This is a genomic window from Spirosoma oryzicola (genome assembly GCF_021233055.1).
In the GTDB taxonomy this organism is placed as follows: Bacteria; Bacteroidota; Bacteroidia; order Cytophagales; family Spirosomataceae; genus Spirosoma; species Spirosoma oryzicola.
In genome coordinates this window covers 1-21,497 of the sequence record NZ_CP089543.1, presented here as the reverse complement: position 1 = coordinate 21,497, position 21,497 = coordinate 1, and the positions used below count along the sequence as shown (strand labels likewise).

At 45.5% G+C, this 21,497-nt stretch carries 23 protein-coding genes; 6 read left to right on the top strand and 17 right to left on the bottom strand.

Annotation, left to right across the window (positions count from 1 at the left end; all coding sequences use genetic code 11):
- Positions 1-352: 352 nt before the first annotated feature.
- From LQ777_RS27910 to LQ777_RS27900, 3 genes are all read right to left on the bottom strand, one after another.
- Positions 353-1,570: a tyrosine-type recombinase/integrase gene (locus LQ777_RS27910; protein WP_232563751.1), complete on the bottom strand. Its 1,218-nt coding sequence runs from the start codon at positions 1,568-1,570 to the stop codon at positions 353-355.
- A 100-nt stretch (positions 1,571-1,670) separates the two neighbouring features.
- Positions 1,671-2,162, bottom strand: coding sequence for a lipocalin family protein (locus LQ777_RS27905; protein ID WP_232563750.1), 492 nt, complete (start codon positions 2,160-2,162; stop codon positions 1,671-1,673).
- A 29-nt stretch (positions 2,163-2,191) separates the two neighbouring features.
- The gene (locus LQ777_RS27900) at positions 2,192-3,211 is read right to left on the bottom strand and encodes a replication initiation protein (protein ID WP_232563749.1); all 1,020 of its coding nucleotides are present in this window, start codon (positions 3,209-3,211) and stop codon (positions 2,192-2,194) included.
- 682 nt (positions 3,212-3,893) lie between these two features.
- On the opposite strand from LQ777_RS27900, the gene LQ777_RS27895 reads away from it, so the two are divergent.
- The 6 genes from LQ777_RS27895 to LQ777_RS27870 all read left to right on the top strand — a co-directional run bounded on the left by LQ777_RS27895 (position 3,894) and on the right by LQ777_RS27870 (position 8,933).
- Entirely contained in the window at positions 3,894-4,769 is an 876-nt protein-coding gene (locus LQ777_RS27895) for a hypothetical protein (RefSeq protein ID WP_232563748.1), read from the top strand.
- Between the two features lie 1,404 nt (positions 4,770-6,173).
- On the top strand, positions 6,174-6,452 hold the full coding sequence (locus LQ777_RS27890; RefSeq protein ID WP_232563747.1) for a hypothetical protein: 279 nt from the start codon (positions 6,174-6,176) through the stop codon (positions 6,450-6,452).
- A gap of 92 nt (positions 6,453-6,544) precedes the next feature.
- On the top strand, positions 6,545-6,829 hold the full coding sequence (locus tag LQ777_RS27885; protein WP_232563746.1) for a hypothetical protein: 285 nt from the start codon (positions 6,545-6,547) through the stop codon (positions 6,827-6,829).
- An 11-nt stretch (positions 6,830-6,840) separates the two neighbouring features.
- Entirely contained in the window at positions 6,841-7,137 is a 297-nt protein-coding gene (locus LQ777_RS27880) for a hypothetical protein (RefSeq protein ID WP_232563745.1), read from the top strand.
- Between the two features lie 59 nt (positions 7,138-7,196).
- Complete coding sequence (locus tag LQ777_RS27875; RefSeq protein ID WP_232563744.1) at positions 7,197-7,610, top strand: KOW domain-containing RNA-binding protein; 414 nt, start codon at positions 7,197-7,199, stop codon at positions 7,608-7,610.
- A 363-nt stretch (positions 7,611-7,973) separates the two neighbouring features.
- A complete protein-coding gene (locus LQ777_RS27870) occupies positions 7,974-8,933 on the top strand; it encodes an ArdC family protein (protein ID WP_232563743.1) in 960 nt (319 codons plus the stop codon).
- Positions 8,934-9,162: 229 nt separating this feature from the next.
- On the opposite strand, the gene LQ777_RS30560 is transcribed toward LQ777_RS27870, so the two are convergent.
- The 14 genes from LQ777_RS30560 to LQ777_RS27805 form a co-directional block, all read right to left on the bottom strand.
- Positions 9,163-9,291 (bottom strand): hypothetical protein, encoded by a 129-nt coding sequence (locus tag LQ777_RS30560; protein WP_255720948.1) that lies wholly within the window; start codon positions 9,289-9,291, stop codon positions 9,163-9,165.
- 112 nt (positions 9,292-9,403) lie between these two features.
- Positions 9,404-10,522 (bottom strand): conjugative transposon protein TraN, encoded by a 1,119-nt coding sequence (gene traN / locus LQ777_RS27865; protein ID WP_232563742.1) that lies wholly within the window; start codon positions 10,520-10,522, stop codon positions 9,404-9,406.
- Between the two features lie 26 nt (positions 10,523-10,548).
- Complete coding sequence (gene traM, locus LQ777_RS27860; protein ID WP_232563741.1) at positions 10,549-11,907, bottom strand: conjugative transposon protein TraM; 1,359 nt, start codon at positions 11,905-11,907, stop codon at positions 10,549-10,551.
- A 216-nt stretch (positions 11,908-12,123) separates the two neighbouring features.
- Positions 12,124-12,774 carry a conjugative transposon protein TraK gene (gene traK / locus LQ777_RS27855; RefSeq protein ID WP_232563740.1) on the bottom strand — a complete coding sequence of 217 codons (651 nt, stop codon included), beginning with the start codon at positions 12,772-12,774 and terminating at the stop codon, positions 12,124-12,126.
- A 1-nt stretch (position 12,775) separates the two neighbouring features.
- Entirely contained in the window at positions 12,776-13,828 is a 1,053-nt protein-coding gene (locus tag LQ777_RS27850) for a TraJ family protein (RefSeq protein WP_232563739.1), read from the bottom strand.
- Between the two features lie 11 nt (positions 13,829-13,839).
- Positions 13,840-14,709, bottom strand: a complete 870-nt coding sequence (locus LQ777_RS27845; RefSeq protein WP_232563738.1) for a hypothetical protein — start codon at positions 14,707-14,709, stop codon at positions 13,840-13,842.
- Positions 14,706-15,581 carry a hypothetical protein gene (locus LQ777_RS27840; RefSeq protein WP_232563737.1) on the bottom strand — a complete coding sequence of 292 codons (876 nt, stop codon included), beginning with the start codon at positions 15,579-15,581 and terminating at the stop codon, positions 14,706-14,708. Before LQ777_RS27840 ends, LQ777_RS27845 begins: the two co-directional genes overlap by 4 nt.
- Positions 15,582-15,607: 26 nt before the next feature.
- Positions 15,608-18,145, bottom strand: coding sequence for a TraG family conjugative transposon ATPase (locus LQ777_RS27835; RefSeq protein ID WP_232563736.1), 2,538 nt, complete (start codon positions 18,143-18,145; stop codon positions 15,608-15,610).
- Positions 18,129-18,455, bottom strand: coding sequence for a DUF4133 domain-containing protein (locus tag LQ777_RS27830; RefSeq protein ID WP_255720944.1), 327 nt, complete (start codon positions 18,453-18,455; stop codon positions 18,129-18,131). Before LQ777_RS27830 ends, LQ777_RS27835 begins: the two co-directional genes overlap by 17 nt.
- A 1-nt stretch (position 18,456) precedes the next feature.
- Positions 18,457-18,792: a DUF4134 domain-containing protein gene (locus LQ777_RS27825; RefSeq protein WP_232563735.1), complete on the bottom strand. Its 336-nt coding sequence runs from the start codon at positions 18,790-18,792 to the stop codon at positions 18,457-18,459.
- A 19-nt stretch (positions 18,793-18,811) separates the two neighbouring features.
- Positions 18,812-19,108 carry a DUF4134 family protein gene (locus LQ777_RS27820; protein WP_232563734.1) on the bottom strand — a complete coding sequence of 99 codons (297 nt, stop codon included), beginning with the start codon at positions 19,106-19,108 and terminating at the stop codon, positions 18,812-18,814.
- Positions 19,109-19,173: 65 nt separating this feature from the next.
- Entirely contained in the window at positions 19,174-19,851 is a 678-nt protein-coding gene (locus LQ777_RS27815; RefSeq protein WP_232563733.1) for a hypothetical protein, read from the bottom strand.
- Positions 19,848-20,399: a DUF3408 domain-containing protein gene (locus LQ777_RS27810; protein WP_232563732.1), complete on the bottom strand. Its 552-nt coding sequence runs from the start codon at positions 20,397-20,399 to the stop codon at positions 19,848-19,850. The genes LQ777_RS27815 and LQ777_RS27810 overlap by 4 nt, the downstream gene beginning before the upstream one ends.
- A 3-nt stretch (positions 20,400-20,402) precedes the next feature.
- Positions 20,403-21,113 carry a ParA family protein gene (locus LQ777_RS27805; RefSeq protein ID WP_232563731.1) on the bottom strand — a complete coding sequence of 237 codons (711 nt, stop codon included), beginning with the start codon at positions 21,111-21,113 and terminating at the stop codon, positions 20,403-20,405.
- Positions 21,114-21,497: the final 384 nt, after the last annotated feature.

The following is a 21,497-nucleotide window of genomic DNA, read 5'->3' as shown; positions in this document are numbered from 1 at the left end:
TAAACGATCAAAGGTAGCTCGGGACCAAAGCTAATTTGGGTAGGTTAATCCGTTTCAACTACTTTGACAGCCTTCTATCAGAATTGAGATCAACGGATATTTTTTGACCTAAAAACTGACAACCGCCACGGCGGACCGTTTATTTTCAGGATCTGACAAACGGTCAACAAAAATCAGGACGGGTCACATACTTTTCGTTCAAATAAAGGTTATCTCCTAAACTTTATTTGAACGAAAAGTATATTATAAACCAATTGTTTATACCGAAAATTTATCAAATTAAAATCGTTCAGTAAAGCGCTTCTTTGATTGAGTGTTAGGTTTCTTAGCAGTCGATAGGCAACTAAACTGATCAGTCAGGCATCTGCTGTAAATAAGACTTCATCGTCTGTTTCTTCGTATAAAATTGAGTGGTTTCAATTGTTTCATGGCGAAGATGCTGCTGAACATGTTCTAAGCTCACCCCGTTTTCCAGCAATAATTGGCCTACCGTATGGCGTAAACTGTGGGCGGACATGCCTTCCCGTTTTAAGCCCAGTTGCCGTAAATACTTATCAACAATATACCGAATCTGATAAGTTTTTAAGTCCTCAAAAACAAACCTGGCGTGCTGGCTCGCGGCAATAGGCCACTGCCCTTTTTCTTCCAGATATGCCTGTAAAAACACGCTGCAAGACCCGAAGAGTTTAATGGCCTTTTTAGTATACCTCCCTTTACCCAGGACTTTCAACTGGCGTCGGTCAAAATCAATATCGCCCAGCCTTAGCCGGGTCACTTCGACTGTGCGGAGCCCTTCCAGGCTCAGTAAGGCTAGAATCGCGCCATCTCGTGCTGACTCAATGCCTGTAAGTAACTGATCACGCTCATCACTATCCAGGCTGTCTTTGTAAAAAGTTCGCTCAATCGCCAAGCCTCGAACAGCATCAATATCACGCAGGGCATTGAGCTGCGTGTCATCTAAGGTCAATTCAGCCCGCTTACGAACGCACCAAGCCGAGAGTTGCTTGATGGCTGATAGGTACAGATTGATCGTAAAGGCCGAGTAAGCATTCGCTTTCAGTTGGTCGACGAAATCGCTGACTGTTCGGCCACTCAGGGAGGCAGACTGTCCTGCCTGCACCTGGCTATCCATAAATAAAAAGAAGGCATTCAGGGCTTTTGTATAGGTATCCTTTGACTGATCGCCCCGAAGATTTTTGGCATCCCGAATAAAGCGAAGAATTAAGTCGTTAGCTGCCGGTGAGATCGACACTCGTTTGGGGTCAGGCAGGATCAGAGGGCTTCCCATCTTTTGGTAAAACAACAGGAATCGGCGGATGGGCGAAACTCGATTTGGCGGGAGCTCTGCTGTATAGCGGGAATAGCTGAAGCCATCGATGGAGAAGCTATTTTTCAGACAGTATATAACGTAGGCTTTCGCGTGCCTTGGGTAATTACTGGCTGGGGGCAAATCTTTTGCAAAGTAAGCAATAAGTTGGCTGACCGAATAGCGATTTAGCGCTTGTCCGATCTCTTGGGTATTATTGGGTGTACTCAGTTGAAGTCCTGCCATTTTAATCAATTGAGCCATCAAGGTACTATATTTTTTTCTTTCACCAATTCTCGCAAACTAGTATTTACAAGACGGTGAAACAAAGGATCTCTGTACAAAGGATTCTTGGACACCTAACTTACCGTTTCGACAGTGTGATCGTGTACAAATGTGTTTTCCCGTCATAAGGAGAATTGTACTCTGTTCGTTGCCACACCATAGTCTGCGGACTTTGTTCCGACACAGTGTAGGACAACGCATCATAATTACCCTCTACGCGAAGTTGCCTACCGGTTGTATGCCAATTGGCCGCGGTAAATCCAAAAAGGCTGTTTAACTTATTCTGGCAATCAGTCGAGGTTGTTAGGTGTAAGGCTCCGTCGGCCGCGAATTCATAACGGGTTGGGCCGACACAATCTTTACCAATATTTTGCTGATATAGCTGGAGAACATCTGTGGTAGTCCCATAGGTGGGAGAGGTAACCGCAGGATCGGCTGTAATCTTGGTGATTTGCCAACTTCCGACTACTTGTGCCGCGTTAATGGCTGGCCCAGCATCCTCTTTTGAACAACCAGCTAGCAGAACCAAACACAGCAGCTTGCAGGCTCCTAGTACCGTTAATCGTATCATAATCGTTGAGTACTAAAAATTCACTTACTTCACTTGGTGGCCGCAACTTTCGGTTTTTTGAATAAGATGCCGGCAATGTATCTGGTTGGGTTCGTCTTTACATCAATAAACCCTTTTTGAATTAACACATCAAGCCGAATAAATTCTTGCAGCAGGGTTTCATTACTAACGATTTCTCGCATTTGGGCACTCGTGAATCGATAGTTCTGTATTAATATTTGAGTGGCTTTACTCTGAAGTTCTTCAGTTGGTTGAGCATACACCATGTCCATTTCCTCATTGAAAGCATCAAACGCTTTGTTGTCTTTTCGGGACTGCCTCTTTATTGTAAAAATGAGCGTGGTGATAAAGCGGCCTTCTCTCTTTTCGGTGACGAAAACTTCGATATCCGTCTTCTGGTTGATTTCTTCCATCGCCCGAGCCAGTACGGTCTGCTTGAAGTTGGACCAGCGAACGTATTGTTGGGCGTCGAGAATGTCTTTCAGATCCGTAACGCTAACCCGCCAAATACCTGTATCGAGGAACTTACAAAGCCTGGTATATAGATTCTGTGCGTATTGACTATTAAGGGACAATGCTGCCTGAAGTTGGAGCTTGGTATACCCCTTGCTCAAGTCGATCATATAAGGCACCAAGTGCTTATTAACCTCAACCGTCAATACACCCCTGCTATAACGAGCCATTGGAAAAACGACCACCGACGTAAACTCATGCTGAGCAGGCGAATCAAGGTACAACTGCCGGGAAGTAAGTCGCTGGGCGACCCGTTTATAGGTCGAATAATTTACTTCGGACGATGAGTTAGGCAGCTGTAAATCAGTAATAGGAATCTTAAATGCCGGAAATTCACTTGGAAGGGTTTCGACTTCAGCGGGCCTTAAAATCTGGAGTTGCTTAATATGTTTAAGTATCAACCAGTAAACTCGCCTTTCTAGCAGGTCGAAATTGTTTCGAGACAATAATAGCCGGAGTGGCTCTTGAATGTGGACGAGTTCTCCCATGTTATTCCTTAGCAAGTCTAGCTCAAAAATATGAATAATCGGTATCAAAGCAATATAGAAAGCTCGCATCTTGCTTTACAGTGCCACATAAACCTACTTTTGTATTGCTTTATATAGTTATATCCCTGAAAATGAGTGATTTTATGCCTATTAAATTTTAGCATTATACTCATCAAAATCTAACGAATAATATATTTAATATATTGCTATCGATCATTAAAAATGAAAAATATATAAATAACTGATATTTATGTTTCAAGCATCATAACCGTATACTCTTCTTGCTTTAAACCTACTTTTATCTTGCTTAAACCTACTTCTATCTTGCTTTAAAGGTCGATTGTGGATACTTTTATCTTGCCTAAACCTACTTCCATCTTGCTTAAACCTACTTTTATCTTGTCTAAACCTACCTTATTATTGCCTAAACCTACCTCTGTCTTGCTTTATGCTAATTAATATCATTATAACTAACTGTCTAATAAGAAGCTATATGTACAGAAAACGGCCTACAAGTATCAAATAATCAAGTTTTCAATTTCAGAACAATTAAAAAAAAGAGACAAGTTGTAATTGATCAAAAAAGGTGCTGAGGTTATAAGGTCTACCCATGATTCGAGGATCAAATTTTTAAATCAAAAAGTAAAAGAGACTTTTCTAAAAATTGGTTTTACTCTCAGAGTAAAATAAAACGCCTAGTATCTTTTCACTAAAAGACCATTCACTCGCTATGAAGAAAAAGACGAAATTTACTAATAAGGAATACCAGTTCTTATTATCAGGCTTATCAGAGCAAATTACTAAAGTTCCAAAGCTAAGACCCAATCGGGATGAATGGGATATAGAGGGTAACTGGCAGGAGTGTGGTGATATTCATTTTGTCGATAGTAGATATATGGCCGAGTTTGCTACCTGGCGGGATTTTGGATGTAAAACTGTGAAGCTGATAAACTATGGGCGACCAGCTGTACGCATGAGTTTCTTCAGTAAGCATAAATATTGGCTCAAAAAACCTCATGACCTTACTGAAGAAGAACGCCACGGACACATTAATGACTATATCAATGGCTTGTCATTATCGATTAATCAACTCCAGAACAAAATAGATCACTTACTGCCACTTGCCCAAGCTGAATCTCGTCGGAAAATATATGATGCCCAACAGGAAATAGAAGCCTGGCAACAGGTTCAACAACAATCAGCCCAATATGAATTGGCAGTTTCAACCTACCAACGGGGTTATGCTTACTTATACATTAGCTACAAACACCTGTTACCAACCGGTGAGTATGACAATGCCTCAGAGCATTTGCTTCACCATATCCGAGATCGGGTTGGTAATATCACCCAATCCAAACAAAACGTTATTTTCGTTAATGTAGCGGAAATAAACCGGGTACATCCACAGCAAAACAAAGAGATTGAAAATTATCTGAACCGATTTTTACTTAAGAGTACATCTGGGCCCAAATGGCTCTACGCTCGGCCCCGACCCGAGTTGGAGATTCAGGAAGCCTTTGGCTTGTTAAATCCAGCAAATGATAAAGCTCAATTAGATTTGTTCAATGAGCTTTATCATTTGCTGGATGGTCGCCATCCCAAGTAGATCCTTTGTTAAATATAGTATAAAAAATTTGCAGGTTTTTATTTAGTAGTTTCAGTTATTGGCAACTGCATCTTGTAATACAAGTCAGTACTAACTGTATCTGAGTTTAACCAATCTAAAATTGCATTAATTGCAACATTTATTTCTGAAATGGGTACTCGAATTAGTATTTCAATTATATAATCTAAATTACCTAAGATGACCAAGGCCAGCATCGGAAGGTGAAGATCAATTCGTTCGAGAAGAAAGTGGTCGATGCCATCACCAATCTGGAACGTGTTGTCTACTGAACCTATGATCTGGAAAAAGGCCGTAGCTTATCGATCAATGGCTTCATTAACCACTATTCTGATTTTATCATCGTTTCAAACAAGGTAATATCAAGATAGTCGTGACAGATGACGACCACTTAGATAACACAACACGGCCAGAAGAGCCCCTTGGTAATCTGTGGCAAAGCAAGCAATTACTACCGATACTTCATAGTTTTTAAGTAGTCTGTAGCATAAAGCAAGACAAAAGTAGATTTTCATACACAGCCAGTGTTATGTTACTGTATCCTGTACTGAATCTGATAAAATGATTAAAGATTGGCTACAATTTGCAGTTGAACGAGCTGACTCTGATTAAAAGCGAGCACTGGTCAGTTATTAAAACGGGGTTTCGCAAGACAAAAGTACTTAAACCTACTTTTGTCTTGCTTTATCAAAAGAACTGATTTTCAATAGTATCAAACTTATTTAATTGATATTGTACGGCATAAGTCTAAAAGCAAGATAAAAGTAGGTTTAAGCATCTTGAAGGATTTTAACGGTACAAGCTTTTAAACAGATACTCGATTTTTACTGGGCCATACTTGCCTGTACCAATCCCTGATAAGTCTTCTTATCCAACTTCAAATTGATGATAATGTCGGCGAATCAGCTGTTTTCTATTTATGGCACTAATCCATTATGAACTTGATGCTGATAAATTAAAAACACCCTTTACTAGCTGTAAAAGCATTATTTTAGTAAAAATAAGCAATATAACACAACATATTCAGGATTTTCTTGATACTTATGAGTCAACTTTGTGTACTCATAATATGGAGATAATGAGTACTCCAACCAATTTGGTGATTGAGAGCAATTTTCTTGAAGACTAAGATTTGTCCTCCAATTAGGGCTAGCAGGCTAACACCATTACATTGATTTTACACAAGGAACCGACATCTATAATGCTTTAATTCATGGGTCGCTCTTAGGTAGCACTAGTGGAGGTAATTATAACACGCATAGCAGTTGACGAAAGGGGGCAAAGGCTTCGACTGTATCTTCCTGAAACCTTGCCATACCGCCTAATAAGGGGTATTTTTATAGTGTTCCCATTGCGCGGCACCGACGTGTTACTTCGGGCGAATCCATGATGTATTCAGTAGCGACCTGCCCGATAAGGCGGGGTATTGACAACCGCCTAAATCGCGACCTGATTACCCAGGCGCGGGAGCAGGGATTTGTGTTCTCTGACCCTTTTGCTGATGCTGATATGTGGCGGGGACTAGAAGCCGCCGACATTGAAAACCCGGCTCACCAATGTGACCCAGACGAAGCGGATTGGCTGTTTGGTAAAGCCATCGAAGCCACCTTGTTTTTCCTTTATCAACAAACCCGTCGAGTTGGCGGCCAATGCTCCCAGCTATGAACGGCAACTATTCTATTTGCCAACCGAGACAGGTGATGAAACCATGTGTCCATGCAATTTATAATCAAATTGGTCAGGTTGCTTTCGCTCGAATGAAGGCAACAACGTTGAAGCCAGATAACCGCAAGAATGCGTTGCAATGGAAAATGAAAGGCACCCGGTTTACATCAATTCGGGTGGAAGGCCATCAGAATGGAGTCGGATATCAGGTTAGCTTTTTCATTATCAACCATCAGCAGTTTACCGAAATAGTCATTGAGCAGGTAAAGGCACAGGAATTGATTTCTACAATTGAGCGCATAACGGGTTTAGAACTATCATACGTACCTACCGATCTCGTGCATGATGTTGATGAGAACTTCACCCTTAAAGAGTAACGCTCAAGCCTATGGAAACATCACAAGCAAATTTATGGAATCGACTAACGGCAGACCCTACTTACGTGGCCTTTCACATGGTCCGAATAGCCCCAGTTTTTGCTATTACCCCGGCTGACCTGATATGCCTGGTAGCAGGGAATGAAAAGCTGATTCGTTTGGCCGCTTGTCGGATTGATGCGCAGATCGGAAAAGCATGGATTGAGCAGGTTAATCAGTACACGGGTATAGATAGTGAAACAATCGACCTATATCTGGCCCACATGATTCAGGGCTATTTTGACACAGCAACCATGAATAATCACTAAAACCATTTAATGCCCGACTCCTGACCGGTCGTCCGTTTCGGAGTCGGGCAACTAAAGCAATGGTCAACACACAAAACTCTCAGGGGTCAGCCTACTCCGCTCCTACCCCACCCGCCAGAACGCTGGAAGAATTCAGGATTCGAGTTACTGGTATGACTGAAGACAACCAACTGACCGTAGCGGGCAAAGACCTCGTTAAGGGGTACTACTGGAAATTTGCCGGTGAAGAGTACCGCCTAGCTTGGCGCTATTTGTTCAACCGTGCCGGGCAACTTGGTTTGACTTACTGCAAACATTTTAAACGGTTCTACAAACCACTGCCACCAAAACCAGCCGTTGGTGACCGAGTGCGGTTAACCAGTACTGGAGCCACCGGCATCGTGACCGGCTATAGTCGTTTCAATGTTACGGTCAGTATTGACCAGGAGCAACGCGAAGCAGAAGTTAGTGTCGAGTATCTCGAAAAAATATAGGCATCAAAAAACGCCTGAGCCAGGAAGCCTCTGACTCAGGCGTTTTAACTTTCTGCGGGCTGCACACGCGTTTCACGGGTCATACCACTCCTTGCAACTGCGGAGCCGTATGACCTAATTCTACATCCCGGATAGCCACTGAAGAGTGGCCCTCCATTCACGATGAACGCTATCACTAAAGCACGCACAACTTTTGCCACTGGAGATACACTTCTTTTACACAAAGCTTAAAGACGAAAGGGGGCGAAGGGTTAGGTGTAAAGTTCTGTATAGCAGCTATATATCTTGTAGGGGTGGCGCTGTTTTCGTATCTTTATAGTGTTCCTATTGCGCGGCACCGACGTGTTACTTCGGGCGATTATAATGCAGAATGCAAAGGCTTCCGCACAGCGGGGCAGTGTGGATCTATACGCCCGTGTTACTGATCTCATCGTCGACGAGCTTGAAAAAGGCCGTATCCCATGGCGCAAACGGTGGGGTATCCTGAAAGGTGGGCAGGTTGAGGTGGCTCAAAATTACATCAGCAAACGCCCCTATACGGGTATCAATAGTGTCCTTTTGGGATGCGCTAGCTATGAACGCCCGTATTTTCTGACATTCAAACAGGCAACAGAATTAGGAGGTAACATTCGCAAAGGTGCGCGGGGTAATCTTGTCGTTTTCTGGAGTGTGCTGGAGAAAGAAAAGGAGGTAACAAACAGCAAAGGCGAGACAAAAACTAAAAAGGTTGGTGTTCCGCTCCTTAAGCACTATTTTGTTTTCAATGTAGCCGACGTCGAAGGGGTAACTATTGATTTGCCAGAGTTGAAAACACCTGATGCCCTTGACGAAGTGTATAGCTACAATGCCTGTGATGCCGTACATGCAGGTTATTCAAATGCGCCCGAAATTGTGCATGTTGATCCCGCCCGTGCCTATTACAGCCCGTTGCTCGATATTGTCAATATGCCCCGCCCTACTGCTTTCGATTGCCTGGAAGCTTATTACTGCGTTTTGTTTCATGAACTGATTCACTCGACTGGCCACCGCGACCGCTTGAACCGGGAGGAGTTGGTTCATTCTGACGGGTTTGGTGGGGAGTTATACGCCAAAGAAGAATTAACAGCCGAAATTGGAGCCTGTTATCTGGCCAGCAGTTGCGGCCTTAACCTGACAGATCACCGGCTTTTGACCAATGCAGCCGCGTACCTGCAAAATTGGCTGTTGGCTTTGAAAGGCGACAAAACGCTAATTTTCCGGGCATCGGGCCAGGCTCAGAAAGCGGTCAATTATGTGTTAAATAACGTAACTGAAGAAGTCGAGCCGGATACTGTAGAGGCCTAACACGAACGTGGCCGGGTGAAAGCCCGGCCACATAATTTTAAAAGTCTATCGTAAATTCACAACTCATAAAATCACAACCAATTCACCCAACCCTTACGATCAACGGAACATACCAGACATCAGGTAAAAGCACGTACAGCAGGGAGCAGGATCTACTCTTTAAATAGAATCTGACGCTGGTAACACTTGACAACAATTACATTTTATCATACTTTTCGGTTAAATAGACTTAAAACTGTTCAACGGGTAGAAAGGAGTGTGAGCGATGGTAATTGGATTCGTAGTTTTCTTCCTGTTTTTCTTCATTCGTGGCTTTGTGCAGCAACGTCAACGACAGCGTGTTGACAAGCTGCAACATGATATTGATCAGATGAGCCGTCGGTTACGCCAGCAAGAACGTCGGTAAAGAATCCTGAAAATGCAGAAAGCTCCGCTTGTGACGGAGCTTTTCTGTTTGAAAGAGAGTGCGCTTATAATGGGCGGGCCTTCATGATGTCCTTGTTCTGTACCTGAAACGCCAGTTCACGACCACCGTTCTGTTCACCAATCACAATCAGTAACTGCTTGTTGCCCGGAATTGTAAACCGCTGAAAGGCATATACGCGCTCTATCTTCTGATGCCCACGCACCGTCGTAATTGCTTCATTATGCACATAGATTGGCCGTAATTCAATTTCCTGCCGGGAGGTCAGTTTTGCCGTTTTGCCATCAACGACGAAGTACCGCACGTAATCGATGTCGTAGTTTAGATTCGATTCGTTCTCGATGGCTAGCCGGTAGTAAAGTACGTTATCTTTCACATATAGGCCCCGTAAACGTGCTTCCATCTTGTTGGATTCGGTTCCCCGTTTACCCCGACTTCGATTGTGTAGTATCCGATCACTTGCATAAACGATGTCAGACTGCGTTGCTTTCACGCCCGCGAACTGAATGTTTCCTTCCTGGCCATCGAGACCATTTACAGATTGGGTGCGATCGTTTAAGTTAATCTGACTGCCCTGGCTTCCCAGCTTTGTATTTCCAGACCCTGCCAGGTTGAGAGCTAGGACCGCTGGCGTTTCATTGTAGTTGACCACGAAGCTGTAGAACTTGCCGTCGGTAGTCATTACCGAAAAGTTAGTTTCGTTGAAGCCGATTTGCGACGCTTTTACTTTCAGTACGTTTTCTACATCAGCCGCTTTGTCGGCCATGATGCTGCGGCTTCCCAGGTCTACCGACCGCACGGCCGTTGGGAAAATGATTGATACCGTTTTGTTGTACGCCAAATCGACGTAGTACGAGCGGATTATGTGCTGGGGTTGAATAAGGGCTTCTGGGGAAGTGCGCTGAGCCCCTGATGCCGATACCAGCTTATTCTCGGGTACGTTCACGGCAAACTTACGTTCAGCTCGAAGCGTGCTGTCTGGCTTACCAACCGTTTTTTGCTGAACCAGTAGCACAAGGTTATCAGGGACGGGAGACCGGGCTGGCACGTCCTGTTTGTTTATCAATTTTGCGTACGTACGCTTATTATACGTTGGTTTACGCTGCGCCATACCCGGACCCGATAGGATGAGGAGCGCGCTTACAGAAAAAATAAGTCGTTTCATATTGTTCAGTAATTAACTGGCTAAGCTCATTTGAGCAGTACATAATAGTTTCCTTTCAGCGTTGCCTTCTGTTGGACAATCTTTCGTTGAAGAATGCTTCGAGCACCAGACAGGCCTGACTGCGCAGCTGATATGCCGGCCATTGTTGCGGCTGCTTTGGCACTACTGGCTGAGGTACCATTCAGATTGTAGTTAGCCCCGCTAATCGTCTGTCCCAGAAGTTGCTTTCCTTCCTGGGCAGCCAGTACGTTCGGTACGAACACGCCAGGCATACCGTCCATATCATGCACTGTGAGTTTGATTGGAAATATGTGTCCTTCGTACTGAAGATTACTCAGCGTGATACCCACGCGTTCCGTTCCAAAACTGCCAGTACCGAAAACCAGTGTATTGGCCGGAATGAGAGTACCACGTACAGTCACTGGCTCCAGTAGGCGAAGCTGTACCCGTCCTCCATCAGTAATTTGCTGATCTTGATGAATGACTGCCCGGATGGTGCCCAGATCTTCCATTAAAGCTGATTCCTGACCCCCTTTCTGGTCCTGTGTGTATAGCCCATAGAAACCATTCAATCGTCGATTGGTGGTTTCCCCCAACGTAGAGACGACAGCTCCTGATTCTGCCTTACGCGGCCGCTCCCCTTCGCGGGCAATAGCCGCCTTGGCTTCTTTGTCCCGCTTGTACTCTGTCAATAATGCCAGTAGTCGCTGTCTATCTTCTACTTGTTTCTGCATATCCCGTCTGGGCAATGCCTCCTCGTCAAATTCTTCTGGGAGTCCTGTTTCTGGGTAGCCTGTAGATACCGGCCGAATCCGATTTGTTGAACGGGGCCTACCTCCTACCCTGTTTTGCCGTGAAGGGGGCGAAGGGTTATACAACGAGTCCATCGCGGCAAATTCCGGATCGATTGCATCGGGCATCCGTTTTTGCTTGTATACGTAGGGGTCAAGGGTAGTCGGCAAACCCGTTGAGGGCAATGCTTCAGGCAGTGCAGCTACAACACCTGTTTGCATACCGTTGACGGTAGTCTGACTGTTTAAGCCTTGTCGCTGTTCCGCTGCCTGTAACTCCAACTTAGACTTAGGTACGCTGTCGGTTTGGGCGTTAGGAATCGTTGCGTTCACATTATTAATTAAGGGCTTTTGTTTCCCCTCGGACCCTACAATTAGGAAGTACCCGGTTGAGCCCAACGCGAGTAACAACACGGGTGCTGTCATCCAAAACCGTTTGTCTTTTAAAACGTCCTGAAACGATTTGCGAGCCGTTGGTGCTTCTGTCGCATCAGGCGTATCCTCAGGTAAAGGATTATCGATGTGATTTTCTGGTTGAGTCGGATCGGTAAGGTTCATGAGTTTCACGTTGGGTTTCTGAATGATTAGATACATTCGGATTTGATGGTTGACCCTTGGAGAAAGAGTAAGGCAGGACAGGCGGCTCTTGCGAAAGATTCATACTCACTGACCACCCACCCAGTAGCAAAAGGGTAAAAAAAGCGGCCAGCACGTGCCATTTTCGCTGAGATACAGGTCGACTTTCCCACCCTCTTAGTCTTCGGACAATGTTTCTGCGTCCTAACCGCCAATACGCGTGATGTGGCCTGTTCATAGATTTGTAGTCTGGTTGGATCGCTGAACCGTTTCAATGTCCTGATTCTGGACCACCTTGAACCGCTCAATCATGAAGCCATGCGGATTATTGTCCGTCCTGGCCACATCAATGAGGTAGCACTCCGTCACTAATTTTCGGATGGTGATATTGTTCGCCCGGATCAGCAGCTGCCGTCCGCTGGTCACTACACGATAGGGCGATTGACTGAAATTGACCTCGACTTTATCAATCTCTACCTTCTGGTGTACGTTACCCTGAATCAACTGTCCATAATATCCCGCTTCCTGCAGGTCCTGATATAACCTGACGACTGAGCGATCGCCCAGGTACGTAGCCTCTCGGATATTACCTTCTACCTGTTTCTCGTCGGGCTCAAGCGTGAAAAAGAGTCGATGAAATGTCTTGATGTGGTCTTTTGCTTCAGCTGGCCGGTTGATATTCTGCTCCTGAGCGAGGGCTACCATAACGGACTTTCCATTGTCGAGTACGTACACTTTTTGGCGGCTGGCCGACACCTCGGCGAAAGCCCAGTAGGCTACACCCAGCGCGAACGAGAGGCTTCCAACTACTGCAATGATGGCCATCCAGCGCACCATTTTGAAGGATGTTTCTAAATTGGTCAGGTAACGAAATTGTCCGTTCATGTTAGATGCTGTTTGAGGTCGGCTGCGATTTTGACGATGAGAAAGCACTGGCAACGGTTCGACTTAGTGAGGCTGCTCCAGCCCCGGCTGCCTGGCCTGTGCTGGCCCCGGCTACCATTGCCGTTGGTTGGGTGGCTGAACTGATTGCATCGCCTACCCCGGTAGATTCAATGATGTAAGAGGCTACTTTGGGTATTGACAGGTACGCTCCAGCGCCAATGAAATAGAAAATGATTAAGCCCCAATCGGACGAACCCATGCCGGTATTTCCCGATAGCAGCTGCTCATCGAAAACGGCCAGATCCTGATTCAGCATGGAGATATGGATTGTCTCCAGAATCGAACCCAGAATATTGACCAGCGGAATGTACAGCAGTATATGGATCAGGCGCGAGAACCAGGCCGCTAGACCGGAGTAAAACCATTCGAAGGTGGCCAGGCCAAAGGTGATCGGGCCGGTGAGTGCGAGTACGATTAGAAAGAACGTGCTGATCAGTTTGATGTAAATAGCCGCCAGATCGTAGAAGATCTCCCCAAGCCAACTCAGAAACTGGTCAAAGTAATACTGCATGACCCCGCTCACAGCATTTCCTACCAAACTGTTACCGCTACCTGTGGGGCCGAATACGGTCTTGACAACATCCCAGGTACCAATTTCCCCATCTTCGCCCGGCGGAATCAGAATCTTATCCCAATTCTCTTTGACCTTTGCTTTTTTGACCTGATTTAAGCGCTCTACTTCCGCTTTTTGACTGGCCACCATGGAGCCGGTTCCTTTATCAAGCAATCGCCCGATGCCCACCATACCTTTGACCAATAGCGGGTAGCTGAGCAGGCAAAGGGCCAGCGCAAAGGGGCGGAGCAACGGATACACGTCGATGGGTTCGGCACGGGACATGTGCCCCCAGATCCGATAAAAGACGTAGCATAGTGCGCCGATGAAGCCAATAGCCTGCCCAAAGGCTACCAATGCCCCAAATCCATCTGAGAACTGGGTGAACACCTCGTCAATCGATGTTTCCAGTACGGGCGAAACTAACAGAATTGCCTGCATACGGTTGAGGGTTAGCGGTATGATTGGGTACGTAGGTATTTGGTCTGATACGCTTTCCGATTACGTTGGTACTTGTAATAGTCTAGCCCCTGTGACGTGATTTTGTCCATTGCTAGTAGCGTTGTGCGACGGGCTTTGCTTTCCTTATCAATTTCGCGCAGTAGCCGAAGCCGGTCCGCTGGTGATAGGTACGCCGTTTGACCCTGCTTCTCAACGAGAGCCATTTTTGCTTTCAATGTTTTGTCATCGGCTAGCAACGACGAGCGAGCTGAGGCTAACACTGTCCAGCCAATGTCCTCGTTTGGATAGCGCGCATCAATGTCCTCTTTCATGAGCCGAGCATTGGTGGGATCTGTGATTGTTATGGCGACGGGCAGCCCATCTGTCCACAATGCCTTTACTGACTCGTCAATGGCCTGGCGACGGGTGCCTTGCATCACGTCCATCGGAGCTTTGTTCATCGCCTGCTGATAGGCGTATTTGACTTTAAAGTCCTGATAACGAACTTTGTTGATCCGTTCCTGGCCATCTTTCCACGTTCTCTTCAGCTTCTCGATGGCTTTGGCCAGGTCCTTATTCTTCTGTTTCTGGTATTGCTCCATGATCTCGGTAGCAAAAGGAGCTAATACGGTAGCATCAGCAATCCCTTTGATTACCTCGTCCATAACCTTTTCTTTTATAAGCTCACCATAGTCGAGTCCAGCATCTTTTAAACCCGCCATTATATCGCTTTCTGATACGCGTAATAGTTGGTCTATCTCGGATTGAATGATGCTGCTACCCCTGTTTCCAGTTGGTATCGCATTGGCAGGGGGCATCTGTGCGTTGGCAGTCCCAGCTAAGCAGCCGAGCCAAACCCAGTAGAGTATTCGCTTTTTCATTTGCTTTGATAGGTAGTAGAGCGGGTGCTTACTATCCGGTTGAGCGTTGAATTTTGTTTATACAATCCCTGCCTGTAAGCGTTTTTAGCTATTTCTCGAGATCGGAATTGATAGGTCGCTCTGATTAGGGCTAATGTCTGATTGGTTCGCTTGATGCGGTCATAAAGGTCAGTTCGAACCGCATTCAGGGCTGATAATCGTTCCCCTTCTGACATCCACACCGGTTTACCGCCGAGGTTAATGATCGTTTTAACCTCAGCTTCCAAATCGCTCGTCTCAGCAACCCCCTGTAACACCTGTCGCATTGCTGCCGCTTCTTTAGCCGTAAATGCTGACGTATTCAGAAATTTGTCGGCCGCTTTCTTACTGGCGCCAATGGCGCCGGTAAGCTGGTTCAGATTTAGTTCTCGATAGTAGGTAGCAAAGGCAGGCGAGAGCTCCATGTGTGCTTTTTTCCAGGCGTAGTCTACCTTGTAGTTTTGATACTCGATCTTTTGCTGCTTGGATAAACCGTCCTTCACCATCGACTGGAGCGATTTAACCGCCGAGATCGGCGAGACGTCAAATAGTTGGCCCAGAGCATTACCAAGCAATCCGGTAAGTTCATCCTGAATGCCCTTCATAATGGAATTCTCCGTTTCGCCGATGATACTCTCGATTTCTCCGGATAAATCATCGCCTAAACCACCAAGCAACGTCTGGCCCGGTGGTCCTTGTTGTGGAGGCTGCCCCGGATTTGTGGTGTCCACTTCAGCCAATGCCGGGTTAACGTGTAAGTCATTTGGTACGCCCTTGGCACCAGCCTGAATGGGGAAAATTCCCCCAAAAAGGCAAAGGCTGGTCAAGAGCAGTTTGTTAACAGACTGCTTCACTTCAGTATAGAAATAGATTCGCAGATTTAGCGACTAACGAGGGTGCCGGTCTTCACTTCGTCGGCGTAGTCGCGCAGGGCTAAGTCGTAATTACCGCCGTAGGATGCCACCTTTTCTTCGAGCCGTATTTTTTCGGTTTGCTCAGTTGAATAGGCCAGGTACTCCTCGGTCGATACTTCGACGCCATATACTTTTGATTCTTGTCCTCCCCAGGAGATAAAGACCTCTTTATATTTCCGCTTTGGGTCGAGGTCCCGGTTCAATGACAGACAAAGATCTTTCTCCTTATCTGTTAGGGCCAGCAAATCCTTTACGTGGGAAAACTTGTTGCGGTACTTGCGCTGGTCGAGCAGTATTTTGGTGTCGGCATTGTTGATGATCGAGTCTTTAACGATCTTATTACCAATAATGTCGTCTACTTCCTGCGTTACGATCCAGGCTTCCCCGAAAAACTTACGTACCGTTTTGTAGAGGTATTTGATGTACTCGGCCATCCCATCTTTCATGATGGCTTTCCAAGCCTCTTCAATGAGAATGATCTTCCGAACCCCATTCAGCTTTCTCATTTTCGAAATGAAGGTGTCCATGATGATTATGGTCACCACTGGGAACAGGATCGGGTGATCCTTGATGTTATCCAACTCGAAGACGATAAATGGTATGTTCAACAGATCCAGATTAGCCCGGCTATTGAGTAGCTCCTCGTATTCGCCACCCTTGTAAAAGGGCCGCAGTACATAGATGAAGTTATCATAATCGAAATAGCCGATTTGTACTTTGTGTTCCTCCAGGTACCGAGGGAAATCTGACTGCATAAACTCGTAAAACGAGTTAAAACAGGGGAAAGTGTCCGGATTATTGGGCAGGCAACTTTCAAAATATTGCGTTACTGCATCCGAAAGCGCGGTGTATTCTGACATCGTTTGGCGCTCGTCACTTCGTTTCCAGAGCGTCTGTAGCAGTACCTTGATGGCTTCTTTCTTCTCGACGTCGGGGAGCAGGCGGTTTTCGATAAAGAACGGATTAAAGTTGATCGGTTCTTCTTCTGAATAAGTAAGATACAGACCACCCAGCATGTCGCATAGGCCGCGATAAGAGTGGCCAACATCAACAATGACGGCATGGCTACCCTGAACGTGAAAACTCCGCAGTGCATGGTTGGTAAAGAACGATTTGCCGCTGCCCGATGGACCCAGTATGAACTTGTTCCGGTTAGTCACCCACCCTTTGTTCATCGGGTGATCGGATAAGTCGACCAGTAACGGCTTTCCGCTCATCCGCTCAACCAGTTTCACGCCGTAGTGCGAGACAGAATCATAGTAGTTTGTTTCCTGATTGAGGAGGCATACTGATTGCGGTACAAATGACCAGTATTTGTCTTCACTGGGCAGATCGGCCGCGTTACCGGGTATGCCTGCCCAGAACAACCCTAATGCGTCTTTCGTGTTTTCACGAGGCCGGACGCCTAGCTTGGCGATAGCTGAGGAAACCAGATTGCGCAGAACGGGTAAGCGGCTCCTGTCTTCGGTCCAGACCTGAATGTTGAAATGCGAACGTACCGGCGTAAAACCTGTCTCGACTGCATAGCTGAGATACTGGTTCAGCAGCATGGCGTTTACTTCATTATCCTTACCAAAGTTGGCCAGCGATCGCATTTGTGTGGCCCGTTGCTCTAATTTAGGGAATGCCGCCTGCTTATCTTCGATGAAGATGTACTGGTTATAGATGTGATTACACGGAAGCATCAGCGAAATCGGAGCTGCATAACTTACCGACACATTCGACCGTTCTGTGGAGAGTGCCTCAACCCGGTTATTGGTGTGCACCCACTCGGGCAGATCGTCAATATCCGAGATTGTGTAGAATTTGGCATATTTCCCCCCAACCCGTAACTCCTCATCCATCTCTAAATCCGCCAGCGTTACTACCTCATCGCGGAGCGATAAACTCATATATCGCTCTAACAAGCCCGCTTTTTCGCTCGTACCGGCCAATTCGGCTGATCGGAGCCGACGCAGGCCAATTAACCGGCTACTTTCCAGAATCGAAGTGAACTGTTCAACGCTGTTAAAGAACTCCTCAACTTTGTGCTTATCCCCTACTTCCTTTGGTACCAGTCGACCACGCGCCAGCGATGTTTTAACCGCACTCACGTCCCGTCTTTCTTGATGGGTTTTGGTTAAATACAGGTAGCACTCGTGATGGAGGTAAGGACGCTCATTGAAATGGCGATCACTGGCCCGATCAAGGAATGTGCGTTGCGTTGAGCCTGCTCCTTCGCCTGAAGTTTGATAGTTTTCTTCTACGAACCAATCCTGTTTGTGCAGGATCGTATAGCTTGGTAGTACACCTAACGCTTTTGTCCATACGTTGCACAGAGTGATGTAATCTCCCTGCTCAATGCGCCCCTCCCCTACCCCATCGAAACTTGCATTCAGGGTAAATATTTCTGGTAAGCTAACGGCGAAACAAACGGTCAAATCGCCGTGAACCGATATGAGGCAATCCTGCTCAATGGCTCTTATGGGAAACACATCATGAATAGCTTTACTTTTTAGGTTCATGCCTCAGTTGTTTATATACCCCCGAACTTCTAACCATGATCAATTTAGGCTGTCTGCCCCGTCCTTGTGTACGGGCCATTCCCCGTTCCCCATGCACTCTGGAAATCCGTACCAGTTGTCCATAGAGAACAATTAGTCCAACCAGGTATGTCCCATAACAGATCATTCCTGACCATCCTGTGACAATCATAATGAACGTACTTACAGCCAGCAGTCCAACAGCTGCTCCTCCTAAGACCAGCAGGAAATTCATTCCTCTGATACCTAACACCTGAGGGGGCCTATCCACTCCTTTGTTGACTCGAAACATACTAGGCTCCGAAAACGGCCGACAGCGTCACTACGACCAAACCCGCAAAAATTAGCGCACCAAACCAGGATGCTGCTGCTTTCCGCGTATCAGGATCTCCGTTTGACCACTTGCTATACACAGAAATGGCACCAACAATCCCAATTATGGCACATACAGCGTACATCAAATTGGTTACTACCGTGAAGGCACCTTTTACTTGAGTTGCTGCTGTACTTAACCCTTGTGTACTTAATCCTTGGCCCGGTGCGATATGAGCTACCAATATGCCTGCCACGATTAACGCGATGAGTTGGGCCGCGTTAGAACCCTTCGATTGGTTAAGGCGATTTTGCATTGTTGAGTTGTTTTTATTTTTAAATGGACTCTAAAATCATAAATGCAATGGCTATGAACAGCAAGCCACCCAACCAGGAAGCACTGGCCTTCCGTACGTCACTCTCTCCATTTGACCATTTACTGTATACCGCAATGGCTCCCACAATTCCCACTATCGCTGCAGCTGCTTGTCCAAGTCGGATAGCTCCCGCTTTAGCGTTCGTTATTTGCGTCGTCGCGCCCTCAACTGCCTGTTTTAATTCATCTTGGGCGAGAATCTGTTGACTCAGTAGAAGCAGCCCTACAATACCCAAACTGCACAAAATTGCCTTCATTAAATAATATACATATTAAAAATTTTATGCTAATATATATAGTATTTTAATTGAGACAAAATTTTTTAGCTTGTTAAGCTTTCGATTCGATCGAAGAGCGAGCCGTAATCAGTTTTAGACGTTTGCTCATGCTGTTGGAATAGCCAATCTAATGCCTGGTCATTTTCAAGCTGATACGTATCGATTAATAGTCCTAGTTCTTGTTTCACAAAGCTTGTATCTGCGTTGCGTCGTTTTTTCAGCTGCGTCATCTTTCGTTGAACTGTACTTACTCGCTTTATATACTCGTTCAGTGTCACAAATGACTGGTCATTTTCTAGTTCCTCATCGTTTTCAAAGTCGACTAATGAAATAGATTCCTCATCCATCCAGTTGCACGTTTCGGGTATCTGATCCGTTTCAGCTGGATATTCAATTTCGTCTATAGGTCCCTCTTTCAGCATCAAGGTTGTGGCTGGCTCAATAATTGGTCGCTCCGTCTCTTCATCAATGCTGCTATCGTCAGTTTCAAAGGCTTGTTGGCTTGCTGGTGTAAATCCACCCAGTAACTTCCCAAAGTTGGTTCTTGAAAGGCCCAAGCCATTCTCAGTTGATTTGGTGTTTTCTAATGAAGGCATCTCGTTCACCTCCCCCTTTTTAGATGCGATTACGCTTCTCCCCCACCATCCATATTCTTTTCCTAACCGGTAACCCTGCCAGCCCGTCAGAGCTAGCAGGGATGCACTAATCCATAGTGTTATCATTCGTGTAGTTCGGCTTCTTTTTGTTGTACTGTTGTCCGCATCATCTCTATCTCAGCCTTATTGTCGCTAAAGTGCTGTCGGAATATATTCTCCATGATTTCCTGCATGGATACCTTGCTGCCAGTCAGGTCAGCATATCGCTGTAGAAATGCGATATATGAATGTGAGCGTTTAGATATGTATGCCACCTTTGTGGGTCGCTCAAATCCTTTAATAGGTTGCAGGTACGTGTTTGTGTACTTATCAACCTTTTTACCTGACGTTGCTGGCTCCTTTGGTACTTTGTTTAAAACCTCAGTTTGTGATTGGATTGACTCCTCCCCTGTTGGGACTACCGGTGATTTAATAACTGGTTCATTCACCAACGGTTGTACTGGTGCTGCAGACACCTCCGTTGCGGTCACTTCCGGTTGCTGTTCGACTTGCGCTGATTCATCCGCATTCCACCCATAATTCTCCTGTAGCTTGCTGAGGTCAGATGAAGCCGTTGCCAGGTTAGCCATCGCCCGAAGGGATGCGTCGTCTAAGGTTTTCTTATTTTTAGCCATGGCTTATCCTACTGGTTGAGTGATGTTGAGTAACAGATTTAATTCGCCCACCAGGTTTTTAACCTTTTCGCTTGGAAACAGCGTGGAACGTTCCCGTTTCCAGGTAACTGAGTCACTTACCCGCTGTTCAAGTATCTGCACATTCCCTCGTTCCCGCACAATGTTTTCTATGCCCTGCATCAAGCTCGGATTTTCTGATTTCTTGTATTTGTTCCAGAGCATGAACAACTGGTAGTCGGCTCCCTTTGCTTCCCGGAAGCGGTCGAAGAGGTCCAACGTTTGCAGTCCGGCTGTGAAGCTCATTTTATCTGCTTCCATTGGTAGTATCACGTAATCCAACTGCGATGCTACCCGGTCGAAACCTTTGACGTTCATGGTACCAGGCATATCGATGAAGACCAGTTCATCTTCCCCCCTACCCTTAAGGTCGGTCAGGAACATAGCCAACTCTTCGAGTGAACCCTTGTAGACCTTATACAACTCACGGTTCATCTCCGGGTACAGCGTTACATATAGACTTTGAATCTCCTCGTCGTTCTGGATGCTTGCCAATTCAGATCGGCGCGTTGCATCAAAAGAGTGCTGAGGGAAGTCAGCATCAATTACCGTTACCGGTTTCCCTACGGTGGTATGGTAGTAGGTGGCCAACAGCATAGTCAGTGTCGTTTTACCGACACCCCCCTTCTGGGTACACACGGAAATCAGTTTTGCCATCTTGGAAGCGCTTTTATGATTTAGTGCAATTTTAAGAGAAATATATAAATGCTTATGTAATTATTAGTTAAGTTCTTTATTAAGTGCAATTAATAATTAATAAGTACAAAAAATAATAAATCAATAAAAGGGTAATTTATATACTATTTAAAGTAATATTTTATTTATGTAAAATTATATTATTATAATGTAAATTTGCAATAGAATGGTAAAATATTAAACAAACATTATAGTACTGTTATATTATTATTGATTAATAATATGATATTGTAGCAAATTTATAATATTATATTGTGAGTTTATGATAAGATCAGATTGTTGAGTAGAGAATTTGGTGTATGATATTGTGACAATGCCATATTATTATAAGATTTTAGTTTATAA